This window comes from Sphaerotilus sp. FB-3, assembly GCF_023706025.1.
GTDB lineage: Bacteria > Pseudomonadota > Gammaproteobacteria > Burkholderiales > Burkholderiaceae_C > Sphaerotilus > Sphaerotilus sulfidivorans.
The window spans coordinates 125,175-142,953 of sequence record NZ_BQWE01000031.1 but is presented as its reverse complement, the minus strand read 5'-3'; the positions used below and the strand labels follow the sequence as shown (position 1 = coordinate 142,953).

At 69.9% G+C, this 17,779-nt stretch carries 15 protein-coding genes; 7 read left to right on the top strand and 8 right to left on the bottom strand.

The features are described from left to right. Positions 1 to 11: 11 nt before the first annotated feature. Both NFT33_RS12660 and NFT33_RS12655 read right to left on the bottom strand, forming a co-directional pair. Positions 12 to 515 (bottom strand): Lrp/AsnC family transcriptional regulator, encoded by a 504-nt coding sequence (locus NFT33_RS12660; protein WP_251675820.1) that lies wholly within the window; start codon positions 513 to 515, stop codon positions 12 to 14. Positions 516 to 594: 79 nt separating this feature from the next. Then, positions 595 to 1,494: an esterase/lipase family protein gene (locus tag NFT33_RS12655; RefSeq protein ID WP_251675818.1), complete on the bottom strand. Its 900-nt coding sequence runs from the start codon at positions 1,492 to 1,494 to the stop codon at positions 595 to 597. Between the two features lie 176 nt (positions 1,495 to 1,670). Here NFT33_RS12655 and NFT33_RS12650 point away from each other — a divergent pair, with 176 nt between their 5' ends. Then, positions 1,671 to 3,371, top strand: a complete 1,701-nt coding sequence (locus tag NFT33_RS12650; RefSeq protein WP_251675874.1) for an AMP-binding protein — start codon at positions 1,671 to 1,673, stop codon at positions 3,369 to 3,371. Between the two features lie 105 nt (positions 3,372 to 3,476). On the opposite strand, the gene NFT33_RS12645 is transcribed toward NFT33_RS12650, so the two are convergent. Continuing rightward, complete coding sequence (locus tag NFT33_RS12645) at positions 3,477 to 3,896, bottom strand: SET domain-containing protein (protein ID WP_251675816.1); 420 nt, start codon at positions 3,894 to 3,896, stop codon at positions 3,477 to 3,479. 610 nt (positions 3,897 to 4,506) lie between these two features. On the opposite strand from NFT33_RS12645, the gene NFT33_RS12640 reads away from it, so the two are divergent. Beyond that, the gene (locus tag NFT33_RS12640) at positions 4,507 to 5,649 is read left to right on the top strand and encodes a branched-chain amino acid ABC transporter substrate-binding protein (RefSeq protein ID WP_251675814.1); all 1,143 of its coding nucleotides are present in this window, start codon (positions 4,507 to 4,509) and stop codon (positions 5,647 to 5,649) included. Positions 5,650 to 5,909: 260 nt separating this feature from the next. Continuing rightward, positions 5,910 to 8,588 (top strand): bifunctional acetate--CoA ligase family protein/GNAT family N-acetyltransferase, encoded by a 2,679-nt coding sequence (locus tag NFT33_RS12635; RefSeq protein WP_251675813.1) that lies wholly within the window; start codon positions 5,910 to 5,912, stop codon positions 8,586 to 8,588. On the opposite strand, the gene NFT33_RS12630 is transcribed toward NFT33_RS12635, so the two are convergent. Then, the gene (locus NFT33_RS12630; protein ID WP_251675811.1) at positions 8,575 to 9,435 is read right to left on the bottom strand and encodes a 2OG-Fe(II) oxygenase family protein; all 861 of its coding nucleotides are present in this window, start codon (positions 9,433 to 9,435) and stop codon (positions 8,575 to 8,577) included. The genes NFT33_RS12635 and NFT33_RS12630 overlap by 14 nt on opposite strands. A 1-nt stretch (position 9,436) precedes the next feature. After that, positions 9,437 to 9,883 (bottom strand): nucleotide pyrophosphohydrolase, encoded by a 447-nt coding sequence (locus NFT33_RS12625; RefSeq protein ID WP_309296147.1) that lies wholly within the window; start codon positions 9,881 to 9,883, stop codon positions 9,437 to 9,439. A gap of 16 nt (positions 9,884 to 9,899) precedes the next feature. Between NFT33_RS12625 and NFT33_RS12620 the strand changes: the two genes are divergently transcribed. The 3 genes from NFT33_RS12620 to kefC are packed head-to-tail and all read left to right on the top strand — an operon-like array spanning position 9,900 to position 13,595. Continuing rightward, positions 9,900 to 10,817, top strand: a complete 918-nt coding sequence (locus NFT33_RS12620) for a DUF2520 domain-containing protein (protein ID WP_220786353.1) — start codon at positions 9,900 to 9,902, stop codon at positions 10,815 to 10,817. A gap of 56 nt (positions 10,818 to 10,873) precedes the next feature. Further along, positions 10,874 to 11,761, top strand: coding sequence for a DNA/RNA non-specific endonuclease (locus NFT33_RS12615; RefSeq protein WP_251675809.1), 888 nt, complete (start codon positions 10,874 to 10,876; stop codon positions 11,759 to 11,761). Positions 11,762 to 11,777: 16 nt separating this feature from the next. After that, positions 11,778 to 13,595: a glutathione-regulated potassium-efflux system protein KefC gene (gene kefC / locus NFT33_RS12610; RefSeq protein ID WP_220786355.1), complete on the top strand. Its 1,818-nt coding sequence runs from the start codon at positions 11,778 to 11,780 to the stop codon at positions 13,593 to 13,595. 9 nt (positions 13,596 to 13,604) lie between these two features. Here kefC and NFT33_RS12605 read toward each other — a convergent pair whose 3' ends face one another. Further along, complete coding sequence (locus NFT33_RS12605) at positions 13,605 to 14,303, bottom strand: transaldolase family protein (RefSeq protein WP_251675807.1); 699 nt, start codon at positions 14,301 to 14,303, stop codon at positions 13,605 to 13,607. Between the two features lie 129 nt (positions 14,304 to 14,432). Between NFT33_RS12605 and NFT33_RS12600 the strand changes: the two genes are divergently transcribed. Continuing rightward, positions 14,433 to 15,662, top strand: a complete 1,230-nt coding sequence (locus NFT33_RS12600) for an ROK family transcriptional regulator (RefSeq protein ID WP_251675805.1) — start codon at positions 14,433 to 14,435, stop codon at positions 15,660 to 15,662. Here the strand turns inward: NFT33_RS12600 and NFT33_RS12595 are convergent. Beyond that, positions 15,643 to 16,578 (bottom strand): pseudouridine synthase, encoded by a 936-nt coding sequence (locus tag NFT33_RS12595; RefSeq protein ID WP_251675803.1) that lies wholly within the window; start codon positions 16,576 to 16,578, stop codon positions 15,643 to 15,645. The genes NFT33_RS12600 and NFT33_RS12595 overlap by 20 nt on opposite strands. Before the next feature lie 29 nt (positions 16,579 to 16,607). Further along, positions 16,608 to 17,735: an endonuclease/exonuclease/phosphatase family protein gene (locus NFT33_RS12590; RefSeq protein WP_251675801.1), complete on the bottom strand. Its 1,128-nt coding sequence runs from the start codon at positions 17,733 to 17,735 to the stop codon at positions 16,608 to 16,610. Positions 17,736 to 17,779 lie beyond the last annotated feature (44 nt).

Below are 17,779 nucleotides of genomic sequence, written 5' to 3'. Positions count from 1 at the left end.
GGCGCCTGCGCTCAGGCCACCGGGCCGGAGCGGCCGGTGCGCAGCTGCTCGAGCACGAAGCGCGCATGGCAGTCGCGCAGGCCGGGCAGCATCTGCAGGCGTTCGGTCATGAAGCGGCCGTGCTGCGCCAGGTCGGCGCTGACCACCTTGAGCTGATAGCGGCTCGGGTCGCAGCCCAGGCGCAGGCACTCGACCACCTCGGGCCAGTCCTGCAGCGCACGGGCCAGCGCGTCGGCCGCGGCCGGCCCCGGCTCGAGGCGCAGCTCGATCAGCGCGGTCACCGTCAGGCCCAGACGCTGCGGCGGCACGATGGCCGAGTAGCCGACGATGACGCCGCTCTCCTCGAGCCGGCGCACCCGGCGCAGCACCGCCGAGGCCGAGAGCTGGACCTGTCCGGCCAGCTCGTCGAAGGTCATGCGGCCCTGCCACTGCAGCGCATCGACGATGCGCCGATCAATGTCGTCGAGCGGCGCCGGCGCGGTCACGGCGGAAGCGGAGGTGGAGGCGGAATCCATCGTTCGATGATTGCAGTTCCGGTGCGGACCATCCTGAATCCGACCTGAACCACACAGTACCACGGTCCGGGCCCGTGCATCATGTCCGTGCGCGCAGCGCCTGCTCGACCTGCCGGCGCAGAATCGGGTCGTCGAGCAGCTCGAGATGGCCGCGCGAAGGCAGCGTGAGCGTCGGCGCGTCCTCCAGCAGCGCACAGCGCGGCGGAAAGACGATGGTGTCGCAATCGCTGCGCACGCACAGGAAGCGCGCCCGCCAAGCCGGCGTCTCGGCCGCGGCCAGCGTCTGCAGCCAGTCGCAGTCCAGGCGCATCTGGCGAACATTCGGACGCTGGCCGAAGCGGGCCAGCCAGGTGCCGCGATGCGGCGTGCCGACGGTGATGACCCCGGCGACACGCGCACTGACGGCCTGCGGCGTCGCGCCGGCCTGCACCTGGGCGCGCCACCAGGCCCGCAGCACCAGTCCGCCCATGCTGTGGCAGACCACCAGCGGCGCCTGTCCGGTCAGCGCCTCGAGCCGGCGGATGGCCGCGTCGATCACCGGCGCGTGCTGGTCGATCGACACGAAGAGCGGCTCCAGGCTGGGCGCGATCACCGGCACGCCCAGCGCGCGCAGCCCGGGCTGCCAGTCGTTCCAGACGCCGCGGTTGCAGAGGTGGCCGTGGATCAGCAAGACGCCGCGAACGCCCGGCGCGGCGGCCTGCGCATCCGGCCAGCGGTGTTCGCGCAGCATCTGCTCGCGCAGGAACAGCCGGCTCGAGCAGCCGGTCTCTGCCGCCCAGGCGCGCCAGCGTGCCCGCCAGGGTGGCCGCGCCAGCGCATCGCCCCGGTGCAGCGCGGCGGCCATCAACATCTCGGCCAGCAGGGCCAGCGGATGGAGCAGCGGCAGCAGCAGCAGCGGCCACGGCAGCAGGCCCGCCAGCACCCCCGCCAGCACGCCGGCCATCAGCAGCAGCCCCAGTCCCAGTCCGATCGCCAGCACCTTGCGCCTCCCGTCGTTGCGTGCGTGGCGGACATGATGCCGCGAGGCGCCTGTCACTGAAGGGACAGGCCACCGCCCGCCTCCGGGCAAGCCCGGAGACGCCGCGGTTCCGGGGCACCGAACAATCCGGCCCACATCGCCGACCCCGGCTCCGGAGGAGTTCCATGAGCACCGCCCTGCCCCGCCCCTGGCTGGCCCACTATCCGCCCGGCGTGCCCGCCGAGATCGACCTGAGCGATGCCGGCACGCTGGTCGATCTGCTCGATGACGGCCTGCGCCGCCATGCGGCCCGGCCGGCGGCGGTCTTTCTGGGCGAGAGCAGCGGCTTCGATCACCTGGACCGGGAGGCCGAGGCGCTGACCGTCTGGCTGCAGCGCCACGGCGTGGTGCCAGGCACCCGGGTGGCGCTGATGATGCCCAACCTGCCGCAGTACATGGTCGCGATCACCGCGGTGCTGCGTGCCGGCGGCATCGTGGTCAATGTCAACCCGCTCTACACCCCGCGCGAGCTCGAGCACCAGCTGCGCGATGCCGGTGCGGAAGTGATCGTGCTGCTGGAGAACTTCGCCGCGACGCTGCAGCAGGTGATCGAGCGCACCGCGGTTCGCCATGTGCTGCTGACCTCCACCGGCGACATGCTGCCGGCCTGGAAGGGTCGGCTGATCGATTTTGCGGTGCGCCATGTGCGCAAGATGGTGCCGGCCTTCGAGCTGCCGCTGGAGAACGGGCGCAGCGTCAGCCGCTGGCGACCGGCACTGCGCTCGGCGCGCGGCCAGCACCGCAGCCCGGTGCAGGTGCGGCCCGACGACATCGCCTTTCTTCAGTACACCGGCGGCACCACCGGGGTGTCCAAGGGTGCGGTGCTGCTGCACCGCCATGTGGTGGCCAATGTGCGCCAGTGCGAGGCCTGGTTCTCGCCGCAGTTCCGCAGCTTCGGCGCACAGCAGCTCACCGGGGTGTGCGCGCTGCCGCTCTATCACATCTTCGCTCTGACCCTGTCCTTCTTCTTCGGCGTGCGCATGGGGGTGCGGCTGATCCTGATCCCGAACCCGCGCGACCTGAAGGCGCTGGTGGGCGCGCTGCGCGGCCAGCGCTTCCACATGTTCCCGGCGGTCAACACGCTGTTCAACGCGCTGGCCCACGATCCCGCCTTCGCGCGGCTCGACTTCTCGGCGCTGGTGGTCAGCAACGGCGGCGGCATGGCGGTGCAGCAGGCCACCGCCGAGAAATGGCTGCAGGTCACCGGCTGCCCGGTCGCCGAGGGCTATGGCCTGTCGGAGACCTCGCCGGTGGCCACCGCCAACCGGCTCGACCTGAAGACCTTCACCGGCACCATCGGCCTGCCGGTGCCCTCGACCGACATCACCATCCGCGACGACGATGGCCGCGACCTGCCCTTCGGCCAGGCCGGCGAGATCTGCATCCGCGGCCCGCAGGTCATGGCCGGCTACTGGCAGCGCCCCGACGAGACCGCCAAGGTCATGAGCGCCGACGGCTTCTTCCGCTCCGGCGACATCGGCGTGATGTCGCCCGACGGCCAGGTGCGCATCGTCGACCGCAAGAAGGACATGATCCTGGTGTCCGGCTTCAACGTCTATCCGACCGAGATCGAGCAGGTCGTCAGCCAGCATCCCGGGGTGCTCGAATGCGCCGCCTTCGGCGTGCCCGACGCGCACAGCGGCGAGGCGGTGCGGCTGTGCGTGGTACGCAGCGACCCCGCGCTGTCGGAGACCGAGATCGCCGAGCACTGCCGGCGCCATCTCACCGCCTACAAGTGCCCGCGCCAGATCGAGTTCCGCGACGAGCTGCCCAAGAGCAATGTCGGCAAGATCCTCAGGCGCGAGCTGCGCGACTCGGCCCGCAGCACCGCGCCTTGAACCTTCCGGTGGACTTGTCCACCGGATCTGCGCCCGATCTCCACAGATCGGAGCCGCTTGCTCACCGTTTCCTCACCGCTTCTTCACTGCTTCCTCACCGGTTGTTCACAGCTTGCCCACACAGCCGGGCACGCCGCAGTGGCAGGTCATGCCACCTTCATGGTGCGTCTCGCCATAGTCGCAGGTGATCTCGTCGCCCTCTTCGATCTGTCGGATCGAATGGATCTCGACCCGCCCCTGACGGATGCGAAGCACCGCATTGGGGCGGCAGCAGTGGTTCGTGAAGCGCAGCGGATCGAGCGATCTTGAGGCATCGATCGCCTTCCGGTCGGAAATCTCCACCATCATGATGCGATCGACGTTCTTCACCCGTTCGCGGGCTTCCTGGACGCTGATGGCCTCACCCCGGATCTCGCCGATCTTGCGTCCCGGTGGGATCGGTTCGGCGGCAAAGGCGCCGGTGCCATCGATCCGGCTCGGGGCATTGATGACGGCGTACTTCTGAGGGTTGGCAGGCTTGCCCATGGACGGTTCCCCGATCGACTGAAGCCACGATGGTACGGGTAGCCGACCGGCCCGCCGGCCCTCAGGCGAGCTGCAGGCCGAGTTGTCCACCGCTGTGGATAAAAAGCTGTGGACAACTCTCCTGAAATGGCAGATTCGTGAGATGCCTCACGCACATCGGCGGTTCATGCCCCAGCCTGGGGACAAGTCTGTGAACAAGCAGGGGACAGCACATGAACAACTCGGGACAACTGGCGCCCGCCCAAAGTTGCTCTCTTTCTGTCCACCGCAATCCCCAGGGTCCTCCACAGAGTTATCCATGACTCAAGTCATTGATTTCAAAAGGAAAACATGAGTTATCCACAGAAAAGAGCGCCCTCTACTACTATGTACTACTTATAAATACATAAGAAGACAGGGATAACTTTTTCGGGAAGAAGACCGGGAAGGAAGAGCGTGGCGGCATCACCGGAAGAGCCAGAACATCCAGGAACAGCCAAAGACAGGTCTTGAGGAAAGAGGACTGGACACAGCCGAGCCCATGGCACAGGCAGATGGCTGGCACACATCTTGAAAGCACACAGGCTCCAACTCACGTTTCTCGCTTCACTTCTTTCGCGGAGACTTCCAGATGAATCACAAGCTCAATGTCGCTCTCGCTGGCCTGGCGCTGCTGGCTGCCGCAGGTTCTGCCTCGGCCCAGGAAGTGGTCAAGATCGGCCATGTGGGCCCGACGAGCGGCGGCATCGCGCACCTGGGCAAGGACAACGAGAACGGCGCGCGCATGGCCATCGACGAGCTCAATGCCAAGGGCGTGACGATCGGCGGCAAGAAGGTGAAGTTCGAGCTGCTGGCCGAGGACGACGGCGGCGACCCGAAGCAGGGCACGGCCGCTGCGCAGAAGCTGGTGGACTCGAAGGTCGCCGGCGTGGTGGGCCACCTGAACTCGGGCACCTCGATCCCGGCATCGAAGATCTACAGCGACGCGGGCATTCCGCAGGTGTCGCCGTCGGCGACGAACCCGAAGTACACCCGCCAGGGCTTCAAGACGACCTTCCGTCTGGTGGCGGACGACGTGCACCTGGGCGGCACGCTGGGCAAGTACGCGGTGACGCAGCTCAAGGGCAAGTCGATCGCGGTGATCGATGACCGCACCGCCTACGGCCAGGGCGTGGCCGACGAGTTCGAGAAGGGCGTGAAGGCGGCCGGCGGCAAGACGGTGGCACGCGAGTTCACCAACGACAAGGCGACGGACTTCACCGCGATCCTGACCAACCTGAAGGCGAAGAAGCCGGACGTGGTGTTCTTCGGCGGCATGGACGCGGTGGCGGGCCCGATGATCCGCCAGATGAAGCAGCTGGGCATCAAGGCGAAGTTCATGGGCGGCGACGGCATCTGCTCGGGCGAGCTGCCGAAGCTGTCGGGCGGCGCGATGGAGGACAGCCAGGTGGTGTGCGCCGAGGCCGGCGGCGTCGAAGGCGAGCAGAAGAAGGGCATGGACGAGTTCAAGGCCCGCTTCAAGACGAAGTTCAACGCCGACGTGCAGATCTACGCGCCGTATGTGTACGACTCGGTGAACGTGCTGGTGGCGGCGATGGAGAAGGCCGGCTCGAGCGATCCGGTCAAGTACCTGCCGGTGCTGGCCAAGACGACGGGCTACAAGGGCGTGACCGGCACGATCATCTTCGACGAGAAGGGCGACATCAAGAACGGCGCGCTGACGATGTTCACCTACAAGGGTGGCAACCGCGAGCAGATCGCGGTGGTGCGCTGAGCGTCGGACTGCCGGTGTCGGGCGGATCTGCGGTCCGCAGCGGTCACGGCAACAGCAACGACAACGGGGGGGCTTCGGCCCCCTTTTTCATGGCGCTGGCGGCACGAAGTTGTCCACAGGCTGGCCTGTGGACAACTTCGCGGTCGAATGCCGAATTGCATCGGGGGCCTTGTCCCAGCGCAAATCTCCGCCCCCCTGCACCGTTCCCGGCAAGTGCCTGCCGTATGCTGCGCGTTGCCCCCCACCACGCAGGCTGTCCTGTGGACCACCACTTCCTGACCCCCCTGTTCGCCCCGAAGTCGATCGTCGTCTTCGCGGGCCATCCCGATCACCTCGAAGAGGCGCCGGCGCTGACGCGCACGATGCTGGCGGAGCTGCGCGCGGGCGGTTTCGGCGGCTCGCTGAACTTTCTCGACATCGAGATGACCGGCACGCTGTCGGATCTGGCGCACTCGCGTGCCGATCTGGCCATCATCGCGCTGCCGCATGAGCGCATCGCCGCAGCAGTGGAAATTGCAGGACGCATCCGCTGCCGGGCGGCGCTGGTGCTGTCCACCGGCCTGCCGGGCCCGCTGTGCGGCGAGCTGCATGACATCGCGCGCCGGCATGGCATGCACCTGCTCGGGCCGAACTCGCTGGGCTTCCAGCGCCCGCTGCTCAAGCTCAACGCCAGTGTCGCCGGCCGGCTGGCGGCGCCGGGGCCGCTCGGGCTGGTGTGCCAGTCGGGTGCGCTGACCGCATCCATCCTGGACTGGGCCGCGCGCAATGCGGTGGGCTTCTCCACCGTCGTTTCGCTGGGCGCCAACACCGCCGTCGATCTGCCGCAGGTGCTGGACTTCCTGGCCAACGATGCCGCCACCCAGAGCATCCTGGTCTACATGGAGGGCATCCATGACGCGCGGCGCTTCATGAGCGCGCTGCGTGCGGCGGCCTTCGCCAAGCCGGTCGTCGTGATGAAGGCCGGTCGCCAGCCTGCGGGCTCGACCGCCGCGCTGACGCATTCGGCCTCGATCGTGGGATCGGACGATGTCTTCGAGGCGGCGCTGCGCCGCGCCGGCGTGGTGCGGGTGCGCTCGTTCACGCAGCTATTCTCGGCCGCCAAGTGCCTGGCCTCGCGCTACAAGCCGGTCGGCAAGGGACTGGCGATCGTCACCAATGGCGGCGGGCCGGCGGTGCTGGCGGCCGACCGGGCCAACGAGGTCGGCCTGGATGTGGCCCGGCTGGTCGACACCGGCCGCACCGAGCTGGCGCCGGCGCTGGCGCCGCATGCCACGCTGGAGTCGGTCATCGACCTGGGCGAGGAAGCCACGCCGGCGCAGTTCAAGGCCGCGCTGCTGGCCTGTGCGAAGGACCGTGCGGTCCACGGCGTGCTGGTGATCTACAGCCCCAAGCTCGACAGCGATCCGGACGGCGTGGCGCAGGTGGTCTGCGACCACATCCACCACATGGCCAAGCCGGTGCTGACCTGCTGGATGGGCGACGAGCGGGTGCGCGATGCGCGCGTCAAGCTCAACAGCGCGCTGATTCCCACCTTCCGCACGCCCGAGGCCGCGGTGGACGCCTTCGCCAACGTCGCGAACTTCTACCAGAACCAGCAGCTGCTGCAGCAGACGCCGCCGCCGCTGTCGCAGCTGGCCACGCCCGACACCGAGGGCGCGCGGCTGCTGATCGAGAGCGTGCTGGCCGAGCGGCGCAAGGTGCTCACCGAGATGGAGTCGAAGGCGCTGCTGGCGGCCTATCACATCCCGGTCACACGCACCATGCTGGCGCGCACCGCCGGCGAGGCGATGCTGATCGCCAGCCAGCTCGGCTATCCGGTGGCGCTGAAGATCGATTCGCCCGACATCAGCCACAAGTCCGACGTGCAGGGCGTGGCGCTGAACGTCAGCACGGCCGCGCAGGTGCGCGATGTCTTCAACGACATGCTCGCCGCGGTGCGCAGGGTGCAGCCCAAGGCGCGCATCAACGGCGTGACCATCCAGCCGATGGCAGCCAAGCGGCGCGGGCGCGAGATCTTCATCGGCCTGACCACCGACGATCCCTTCGGCCCGGTCATCACCTTCGGCGCCGGCGGCACGATGATCGAGCTGATCGCCGACCGCGCGATGGAGCTGCCGCCGCTGAACCAGTTCCTGGCGCACCGGCTGATCGAGCGGGCCCGCATCGCCACGATGCTGGGCGAGTGGCGCGGCGCGCCGGCGGTCGATCTCGAGGCGGTCGAGCAGATCCTGCTGCGGGTGTCCGAGATGGTCTGCGAGCTGCCGCAGCTGCGCGAGATGGACATCAACCCGATCATCGTCGACGAGAGCGGCGCGGTCGCGGTGGATGCGCGCATCGTCATCGACCATGCCGGCCCGACCGCGCGCGACTACCAGCATCTGGCGATCCTGCCCTACCCGAGCCGCTACGAGCGCGAGTGGCCGATGAAGGGCGGCGACCTCTACACCATCCGCCCGATCCGCCCGGACGATGCCGACATGCTGCAGGCCTTCACCCGCGGGCTGTCGGAGGAGAGCCGCTATTTCCGCTTCGCCAGCGCGATGCACGAGCTGCCCGCGCGCATGCTGGCGCGCTACACGCTGATCGACTACGACCGCGAGATGGCGCTGGTGGCGGTGCACACCGACCGGGTGCTGGGCGAGGACGGCGAGTTCGTCGAGACCGAGAAGATCATCGGCGTGTCGCGCTACATCACCAATCCGGACCAGACGACCTGCGAGTTCTCGCTGGTGGTGTCGGACGACTACAAGGGTCAGGGCCTGGGCTCGCGGCTGATGCTGTCGATCGAGGACTTCGCCCGCGACAAGGGCCTGGCCCACATCGAGGGCCTGGTGCTGGCGAACAACCCCAACATGCTGCGTCTGATGCGTGGCCTGGGCTACGAGGTCCGGCCCTTCCCCGAGGATCCGGACTTCAAGCTGGTGGTCAGGGCGCTCTGAGACCGAGCTCGCGCAGCCGCTCGTCGAGATAGCTGGCGGCGGTGTGGCGTGCCGACAGCCGCACCTCCGGGCGCGGATGCAGGAACAGCGGCATCGCCATGCGTGCCCGCCGCGCCGCCTCGCCGACCGGCCGGGCGACGCGGTGGGTGGTCGACGGAAACACGCCGCCGCTGGCCTCCTGCAGCATGTCGCCGGTGTTGATCACCAGCCAGCCGGCATCGCCGGGCACGTCGCGCCACAGGCCGTCGCGGCCGAGCACCTGCAGGCCCGGCTCGCGCGCGGCGGGCAGCACGGTGAGCAGATTGATGTCCTCATGTGCGGCCGCGCGCATCGCACCGGCCGGCTCGTCGCCACGCAGCGGTGGATAACGCAGGATGCGCAGCAGCGTCTGCCGGCTGCCGGCGATCATCTCCGGCAGCGGCTGTGGAAAACTCCGGCGTGCCGCCTCGGGCGCGTGCGTCTGCACCCAGTCGAGCAGCTGTGCTGCCAGCGCCTCGGCCTGCGCGCGGTAGCGCAGCGCGGCGTCGGACAGCTCCTGGGGATAACGTCCACCGGGATAGTGGTGGAAGAAGGCCTTCAGATCCTTCTCGGTCTGGCCCTTGGCGGTCTCGGAACGCTCGGGGCCGACATAGCCGTCCTGGGTCAGCGGGTCGAAGCGACAGTTGTCCACAGCCGGCGAGGCCAGCCAGGGGTCCCACTCGGCCTCGATCCGGTGCAGCAGCGCGGTGTCGATCGGGTGATGGGTCAGCACCGCGAAGCCGGTGTGCAGCAGGCTGTGGACAAATCGGGCCGGCGCATCGGCGGCGCGCCAGTCGATCACCGCCACCTGCTGCGCGGCTGTGGACAACTCAGTCGGCACGGGGTTCGGGAGACGGGGCATCGGCAACTCCGGAATCGGTCGGGGCGGGCTGTGGAGAACTCGGCACCGGATACTTGAGCGCGTTCAGACCGATCTTGCGTTCGACCGCAGCTTCGACATCGATGCCGCAACGATCGGCGATCTGCAGCAGATAGACAAGAACATCGGCGATCTCCTCGCCGACATGCTGCTGGCGCGCGGCATCGGCGGCGATGTCGGCTGCCTGCTCGGGGCGGAGCCACTGGAAGATCTCGACCAGCTCGGCGGCCTCGACCACCATCGCCATCGCGAGGTTCTTGGGGTTCTGGTACGGCTCCCAGCCGCGTTCGGCGGAGAAGGCGCGCAGGCGGGTCTGCAGGCTGTGGATATCCATGCGGGCCAGTGTGCATGATGGCGCCATGAACGCAAGCCTCCCCCTTTCCACGGACTTATCCACAGGCCACGCCGCTCGTGTGCTGCCCCCGATCGTGCTGGTCGGCGCCGGCCGGGTCGCGCAGGCGCTGGCGATCGCGCTGGCACGCCGCGGCGTGGCGGTGGCGGCCATCGGCAGTCGGCGCCAGGCACTCGGTCCGGGCTGGCCCGAAAGTTGTCCACAGCCGAGTTCTCCACAGGCGGCGGTCGATCAGGCCGGGCTGGTGCTGCTGACGGTGCCCGACGATCACATCGCGAGCTGCACCGAGGCGCTGCGCTGGCGCCCCGGGCAGGCGGTGGTGCACTGCAGCGGCGCCACCGAGGTCGCGGCTCTGGCGGGCGCGGCGCGGGCGGGCGCGGCCACCGGCGGCTTTCATCCGCTGCAGATCTTCTCGGATCCGCTGCGTGCGGCCGATCGACTGGCGGGCAGCACGGTGGCGATCGAGGCCGAGGCCGGCAGCGCGCTGGCCGAAGCGCTGCAGGCGCTGGCCGCGGTGCTGGGCCTGCGCCCGATCGTGCTGCCGCCGGGCATGCGGGCGCGCTACCACGTCGCCGCCGGCTATGCCGCCAGCTTCCTGCTGCCGGTGCTGGCCGAGGCGACGGGCCTGTGGAAAACCTTCGGCGTCGACGAGGCCGAGGCGCTGGCAGCGCTGCTGCCGCTGGCGCGCGGCACGCTCGATGCGGTCGAGGGCCGTGGCCTGGCCGGCGCGGTGTCCGGGCCGATCGCGCGCGGCGACACCGGCGTGCTGCGCACCCACCTGGCGGCGCTGCAGGCGCTGGCGCCGTCGTCGCACGATCCGCTCGACTTCTACCGCCGGCTGGCGCTGCCGCAGGTCGCGCTGGCTGCGCAGGCGGGGCGACTGGATGCGCAAGCTGCGCAACAGTGCCGCGACCTGCTTCTCGGTGACGGCCTGATGCCGCAGGCCGGCGGGCCGGCAGCCGGATCGGGGGTGCTGTAATCGGCGCGCTCAGGACATCGGCAGATCATTCAATTTATTCAATTCAAGGGGATTGCATGCTGACCACTTTCGACCGCGCCTCGGCCCACGCGCCCTCCTCTGTCTCTCGCCTGCGGCTGAGGTCGGCCGTGCTGGCTTGGATGGCCGCGCTGGCCCTGGCCGGCTGCGGCGGCGGCGGCGACGACACGACGCAGACGGACACCACGACCGACACCGGCGCCGAGACCAGCGTCGCGCGCGCCGGCCCGTCCGGGCACTGGATCATCGACCAGGACTACAACGGCTTCCGGCTGATCTACGACTGCACCGACCGCACCGCGCTGCACTACCGCTACACCCTGCAGGCCGACACCGGCAGCGCCGCGCGGCCGAGTACCTTCACCTTCGACCCGACGCTGCCGGCCGGCTGTCTGCAGCAGACCAGCACCGCCAGCTACGAGAGCGTGCATCCGGGCTATGACCGCGGCCATCTGGTGATGTCCAACCACATGGACTCCGACAGCGCGCTGATCCGGCGCGCCAACTACATGAGCAACATCGTGCCGCAGGTCTCGGGCTTCAACCGCGGCATCTGGCTTGAGGCCGAGACGGTGGCCGAGTGCTATCGCGACCTGGCGCCGGTGCAGGTCTACGGCGGCGTGGTCCACGGCAGTGCCTCCGGTGACACCAACGATTTCTACCTGAGCAGCCACGGCATCCGCACGCCGGAATTCCTGTGGAAGGCGCTGATCACCACCGATCCGGCCACCGGCGCCGGCAAGGCGATCGCCTGGCTGATTCCCAACACCACCGGCCTGGGTGCGCTCGACCGCTACATCGTCAGCATCGCCGAGCTGGAGCAGCGCCTGGGCGCGGCCAGCGTGCGCATCAGCGCCTCGGCGGCGCTGAAGGCGATGAAGCCGCAGACCACCTGGGCGCTGCCCTCGGGCTGCAGCGTCGACTGAACCGGAGCTGCGCACGATGCCGCACGAGAGCCTCTGGCTGAAGGCCGCGCTGGTCTACCTGGTCGCCGCAGTCGCGGTGGTGCCGCTGGCGCGGCGCTTCGGCCTGGGCAGCATCATCGGCTACCTGGCCGCCGGCATCCTGATCGGGCCCTTCGGCCTGAGCCTGGTGCGCGACCCCGACGCGATCATGGGCGTGGCCGAGTTCGGAGTCGTGCTGATGATGTTCCTGATCGGGCTGGAACTGGAGCCTCCGAAGCTGTGGTCGATGCGCCGTGCGATCTTCGGCTGGGGCAGCGTGCAGCTGCTGGGCTGTGCGCTGGTGCTGGGGGGCTGCGCCTGGCTGCTGGGCGTGCCCGGGCCGATGGCGCTGCTGGTCGGGATGGGGCTGGCCCTGTCGTCGACCGCGGTCTCGCTGCAGGTCATGCAGGAACGCCGCCTGATGCCGACCTCCGGGGGGCAGGCGGCCTTCGCGATCCTGCTGTTCCAGGATGTCGCGGCCATTCCGATCCTGGCGCTGATCCCGCTGCTGGCGCCGAAGGTCCAGGAGGCCGGCAGCCACGGCATCGAGGCGGCGCGCGCCTTGGCGGTGGTGGCGGGCATCATCATCGCCGGCCGGCTGCTGCTGCGCCATGCGCTGCGCTGGATCGCCCGCAGCGGCTCACCGGAGATCTTCACGGCGGCGGCTCTGGCGCTGGTGGTGGCGCTGGCCAGCCTGATGCACGCGGTCGAGCTGTCGATGGCGCTGGGGGCCTTTCTCGGTGGCGTGCTGCTGGCCGAGAGCGAGTACCGCCGTGCCCTCGAGACCGATCTGGAGCCCTTCAAGAGTCTGCTGCTCGGCCTGTTCTTCATGGCGGTCGGCATGTCGATCGACTTCCAGGTCATTGCCGCGCAGGTGCTGCTGGTGGCGGGTCTGCTGGCGGGCTTTCTGCTGCTGAAGGCGGCCGTGCTGCTGCTGCTAGCCCGCCAGGCCGAGGTGCCCGGTGCCGAGCGCCCGGTGTTCGCGCTGCTGCTGGCGCAGGGCGGCGAGTTCGCCTTCGTGGTCTTCCAGCAGGCGGCCGGCCTGAAGGTGATCGACGAGGCGCAGACCTCGGTGCTGATCGGCACGGTCGCGCTGTCGATGCTGCTCACGCCGCTGCTGCTGCTGGTGCTGGACCGGCGCGCACGCCGGCGCGAGCGCGCGGCCGAGCCGCTCGCCTCGCCGCATGCCCTGTCGGAGCCGCAGGACGGGCCGGTCATCATCGCCGGCTTCGGTCGCTACGGCCAGATCGTCGGCCGCCTGCTCGCGGCCAACGGCATCGCGCCGACGGTGCTGGACCATGATGCCGAGCAGGTCGCGGCGCTGCGTCGCTTCGGCTTCCGGGTCCACTACGGCGACGCGACCCGCCCGGATCTGCTGCGCACTGCGGGTGCAGACACCGCCAGGGTGCTGGTGGTGGCGATCGATGATGTCGAGCAGAGCCTGAAGCTGGTCGATCTGGCACGCGAGCATTTCCCGCATCTGGTGCTGGTGGCGCGGGCGCGCAATGTGCGGCACTGGTTCGCGCTGCGTGACCGGGGCGTCACGCTGATCGAGCGCGAGACGCTGGATGCCTCGCTGGCCAGCGCCCGCAGCGTGCTCGAGCAGCTTGGCTGGACGCCGCAGGAGGCGGGCGAACTGGCAACGCGTTTCCGGGCGCACTCGATCGAACAGCTCGAGCAGCTCTGGCCGCATCACCGCGACGAGAAGCTGCTGGTGTCGATGGCCCGCCAGGGGCGGCGTCAGCTTGAGGAGCTGTTTGCCCAGGAGCGGGCGGCCCGGGGTGAGGCCCGTCCGTCCGATCCGGACGAGGGCTGAGGCGCGATCTCAGTCGTCGGCCCGCGCGTCGGCCAGAAAGACCCGTTCGGCCGCACGGGTCGGCTCGTGATCGATCAGCTCGGCGAACAGGGCGGGCGGAATGGTGATCGCCCGCGCGCCCAGCGCGATCACGTCCAGGCAGGCCTGGCGGCTGCGCAGGCTGGCCACCAGCAGCCGGGTCGGCGCGGCGCTGCCCTCCAGGCGGGCCTGCATCTGCGCGATCTGCGCCAGTCCGTCGAGGCCGGCATCCTGCATCCGGCCGAGATACGGCGCGGCATAGGCGGCGCCGAGCATCGCGGCGAACAGCGCCTGCTCCGGCGCCCACACCGCGGTGAAGGTGACCGGCACGCCACGGCGCGCCAGCTCGGCGCCGGCGGCCAGGCCCTCGCGGGTGGCCGGGATCTTCACCACCAGCTGGCCGGGATCGGCCAGCGCGATCAGGCCGTCGGCCTCGCGCAGCATCTCGTCGGTCTGCGCGCAGCTCACCTGGACCTGCACCTGCCGGACCCGCCAGCCCAGCAGCGTTTCGACCAGCCTCGGCAGGTCGGCCTGGCGCAGCCCGGCGCGGCGCAGCAGCGTCGGGTTGGTCGTCACGCCATGCACCAGCGGATGCGGCAGGCAGGTGCGCAGCGCGTCGAGATCGGCGCTGTCGAGGCAGAGATGAAAGTCGGGGCGCGGGGAGGGGGCGGGGTGCAGCAGATCGGCCATGTCCGCTATTCTCGCGGTACGGTGCAGGGTTTTCTCCTCGGGAAAGATCTAAGTAAAACTAGGTGATTTACTAATGGAGCTGTGCCCCCGATTCGGGCATGCTGGGCCGCTCCGATCCTGTCTGCCGCCATGCACTCCCTTTCCGCCGCCACCTTCGAGCCTGACGAACGTGCCGTTCGTGGGTCGAACCACAGCGGCATGCGCCAGTTCAACGAGCGCACCGTGCTGCAGGCGATCCGCCTGCACGGCGCGATCGCCAAGGCCGATCTGGCGCGGCTGACGCAGCTGTCGTCGCAGACCGTCTCGATCATCGTCAGCCGGCTGCTCGACGACGGGCTGCTGCTCAAGCAGGAGCGGGTGCGCGGGCGCATCGGCCAGCCCTCGGTGCCGCTGGCGCTCAACCCGGACGGCGCGATCAGCCTGGGCGTGCAGGTCGGCCGGCGCAGCCTGGAGGTGCTGGCCTGCGACTTCGTCGGTCGGGTGCGCCATCGCCATGAATTCCATTACGACCTGCCCGATCCGGCGCGGGTGCTGCCCTGCATCGCCGAGGGGCTGACGCGGCTGCAGCAGCAGCTCGGCGACCTGTGGGCGAGGGTGGTCGGGCTGGGCCTGAGTTCGCCGCTGTCGATGGAGAAATGGTCGGGCGTGCTGGGCTCGCGGGCGCACGGCGCGCTGGCCGGCTGGGAGCATCTGGACCTGCGCCGCGAGGTCGAGGCGATGACGCACCTGCCGGTGAGCTTCGCCAAGGACACCACCGCCGCCTGCGTGGCCGAGCTGCTGCAGGGCCATGGCACCGCGGTGCGCAGCTTTCTCTACATTTTCGTCGGCACCTTCGTCGGTGGCGGGCTGGTGCTGTCGGGCCACATCGTGACCGGCCAGCGCGGCAATGCCGGCGCGATCGGCTCGCTGCCGGTCGGTCTGGCGCGTGGCGGCGAGCCGCCGCAGCAGCTGCTCGAGGTCGCCTCGGGCTGGCAGCTGGAGCAGGCGCTGCTGCAGGCCGGGCTGGATCCGCTGCAGGTGCAGCGCGACGACATCGTCGAGCCGCGCTTCGCCGCGCTGGTCGAGCCCTGGCTGGAGCAGGCGAGCCTGGCGCTGGCGATGACCACCGCCAGCGGCTCGGCGATGCTCGATCTGGACGCGGTGATCGTCGACGGCTCGCTGGCGCGGCCGCTGATCGATGCGCTGATCGAGCGCACCGGCCAGCGCCTGGCGGTCTACCGCTTCGACGGCCTGCACGCGCCGGCGCTGCTGACCGGCCGGGTCGGCGCGCATGCACGGGCGCTGGGCGGCGCGCTGCTGCCGCTGCACACCCAGTTCTTTCCCGACAAGGACATCTTCCTCAAGCCGTCGCTGGCTTGATGCCTGGGGGGTTCAGCGACAGCCGGCGCGTGCTGGCGAAGCGCCGCGTGCGGCCGTCGATCGGATCGACGAAGGCGATCTCGCGCGCGAGCAGGCGCAGCGGCTCGCGCCAGTCGGGCGGCGTGTCCGGCGCTGGCTCGGGCTGCAGCACCGGATAGATGCGGTCGCCGACGATCGGCACGCCCAGCGCGGCCAGGTGCGCGCGCAGCTGGTGCTTGCGCCCGGTCAGCGGCTCGAGCCGGTAGCGCGCCAGGCCGCTGGCGGCGTCGCGCTCCATCAGCGCGATGCGGGTGAAGGCGTCGGGCTCGCCCGGCACCTCGTGCATCTGCATGAAGCGTTCGCCCTCGCGCTCGGCCAGGCGGCTGGCGTGCAGGCGCGGCAGCGTCGCGCCCAGCGCCTCGCGCCAGGGCGCAACCGCCTCGTAGACCTTCTCGATCGCGCGGTCGCGGAACAGCGCCTGGTAGGCGCCGCGGCTGGCCGGATCGAGCGAGAACAGCACCACGCCGGCGGTCTCGCGGTCGAGCCGGTGCAGCGGCACCAGCGTCTCCAGCCCGGTGGCCTTCTTCAGCCGCACCAGCAGCGTCTCGTGCAGATGGCGTCCCTTGGGCGTCATCGGCAGGAAATGCGGCTTGTCGACCACCAGCAGCCGCTCGTCGCGGTGCAGGATGATTTCGTCGAAGGGCACGCGCGGCTCGGGTGCATCCAGGCGGCGCCAGTACCAGAGCAGCCGGTGTTGTCCACAGGGCTCGGACTTGTCCACAGGCCGGCCATCGGCGGCCAGCACCTCGCCGGCGTCCAGGCGGGCGCGCCAGGCCTCGGCATCCAGCGCCGGCAGCCGGGCGCAGAGAAACTCGAGCACCGTGCGCCCCGCGCCCGGCTGCACCGCCACGCGGCTGGCACCGACACCGTCGCGCATCGGCGGCGTCCAGTCGGGGCGAGGGCGGCTCACTTCGACTTGCCCGAAGACTTGTCCACAGGTTTATCCACAGACTTGTCCACAGGTTGGCGCAGGCCCTGGCGCACCGGCACCAGCAGATCGGCGATGACCGGGCGGTGCTCGGAGCCGCCGCGCCAGCCGACATGCGCCGAGGTCACGCCGATCTCCGGGCTGACCAGGATGTGGTCGATGCGCAGGAAGCTCACCCAGGGCTTGAGCGAATGGCCGTGCGTGTAGCCCCAGCCACGGCCGGCGGTGGAGAAGGCGTTGCGCAGGCCGGTCGCCATCAGCGTGCGCACCACCGGCGAGTGCTCGGGCGCGTTCAGGTCGCCGGCCAGGATGGTCGGACGGCGCAGCGGCACCAGATCGCGCACCAGCGCGTCGACCTGGGTCATGCGGTCGGCGACATTGTGATTCCAGTCGTCCAGGCCCTGGTGCAGCTCGAAGCGGGCGGCGTTCAGGCCGGCGCGCGGGGTCAGCAGGTGGGCGGTGATCACGTCGACCAGCGTGCCGCCGATGTCGACGGTGCAGCGGATGTACTCGTGCTTCTCGCCGCGGAAGGAGATGTCGCCGCGCCGGCAGTCCGACAGCGGAAAGCGGCTGGCGATCGCGTACTGGCCGTAGGCGTAGAGCTTGTGCTGGGGCAGCACCTCGCGCATGCCGAAGGGCAGGTCGCCGGCGCGGGAGACCTCGCGGGCGTCCTGCATCACCAGGATGTCGGGCTGCTGCGAGGCGATCTCGTTGTTCAGCGGCACGAAGCCGCCCCAGCGGAAGGCGGCCCGGTAGGACTTGATGTTGTAGGTCATCAGCCGCACCGGCCGCACGCCGGCCGCCGCGGCATCGGGCGGCAGCGGATCGCTTCTCAGGCCGGTGGAGACGTCCATCACCGCGGTCAGCATCAGCATCAGCGTCAGCGCGGCGATGACGCGCCACAGCGGCGCCAGCAGCCAGGACAGCGCAAAGGCGATCAGCCCCGGCACCAGATAGATCAGGAAGGGCGCATAGCGGGTCAGCTCGACCAGCGCCAGATGACGCGGCGCGAAGTGGTAGAGCCAGGCGAGCGCAAGCGCCAGCAGCGTCGAGGCGATCACGCTGAAGCGCGCCAGGCTGCGCAGGGCGGGGGAGGCGAGGGTCACGGGCGGGTCTCCGTCGGACGGCGGATGTGGAAAAACGGATCGCC

Coding starts and splice junctions, on each gene's coding strand:
- NFT33_RS12660 (WP_251675820.1), bottom strand. CDS start 515: ATGGATTCCGCCTCCACCTCCGCTTCCGCCGTGACCGCGCCGGCGCCG.
- NFT33_RS12645 (WP_251675816.1), bottom strand. CDS start 3,896: ATGGGCAAGCCTGCCAACCCTCAGAAGTACGCCGTCATCAATGCCCCG.
- NFT33_RS12640 (WP_251675814.1), top strand. CDS start 4,507: ATGAATCACAAGCTCAATGTCGCTCTCGCTGGCCTGGCGCTGCTGGCT.
- NFT33_RS12615 (WP_251675809.1), top strand. CDS start 10,874: ATGCTGACCACTTTCGACCGCGCCTCGGCCCACGCGCCCTCCTCTGTC.
- kefC (WP_220786355.1), top strand. CDS start 11,778: ATGCCGCACGAGAGCCTCTGGCTGAAGGCCGCGCTGGTCTACCTGGTC.
- NFT33_RS12605 (WP_251675807.1), bottom strand. CDS start 14,303: ATGGCCGATCTGCTGCACCCCGCCCCCTCCCCGCGCCCCGACTTTCAT.
- NFT33_RS12600 (WP_251675805.1), top strand. CDS start 14,433: ATGCACTCCCTTTCCGCCGCCACCTTCGAGCCTGACGAACGTGCCGTT.
- NFT33_RS12595 (WP_251675803.1), bottom strand. CDS start 16,578: ATGCGCGACGGTGTCGGTGCCAGCCGCGTGGCGGTGCAGCCGGGCGCG.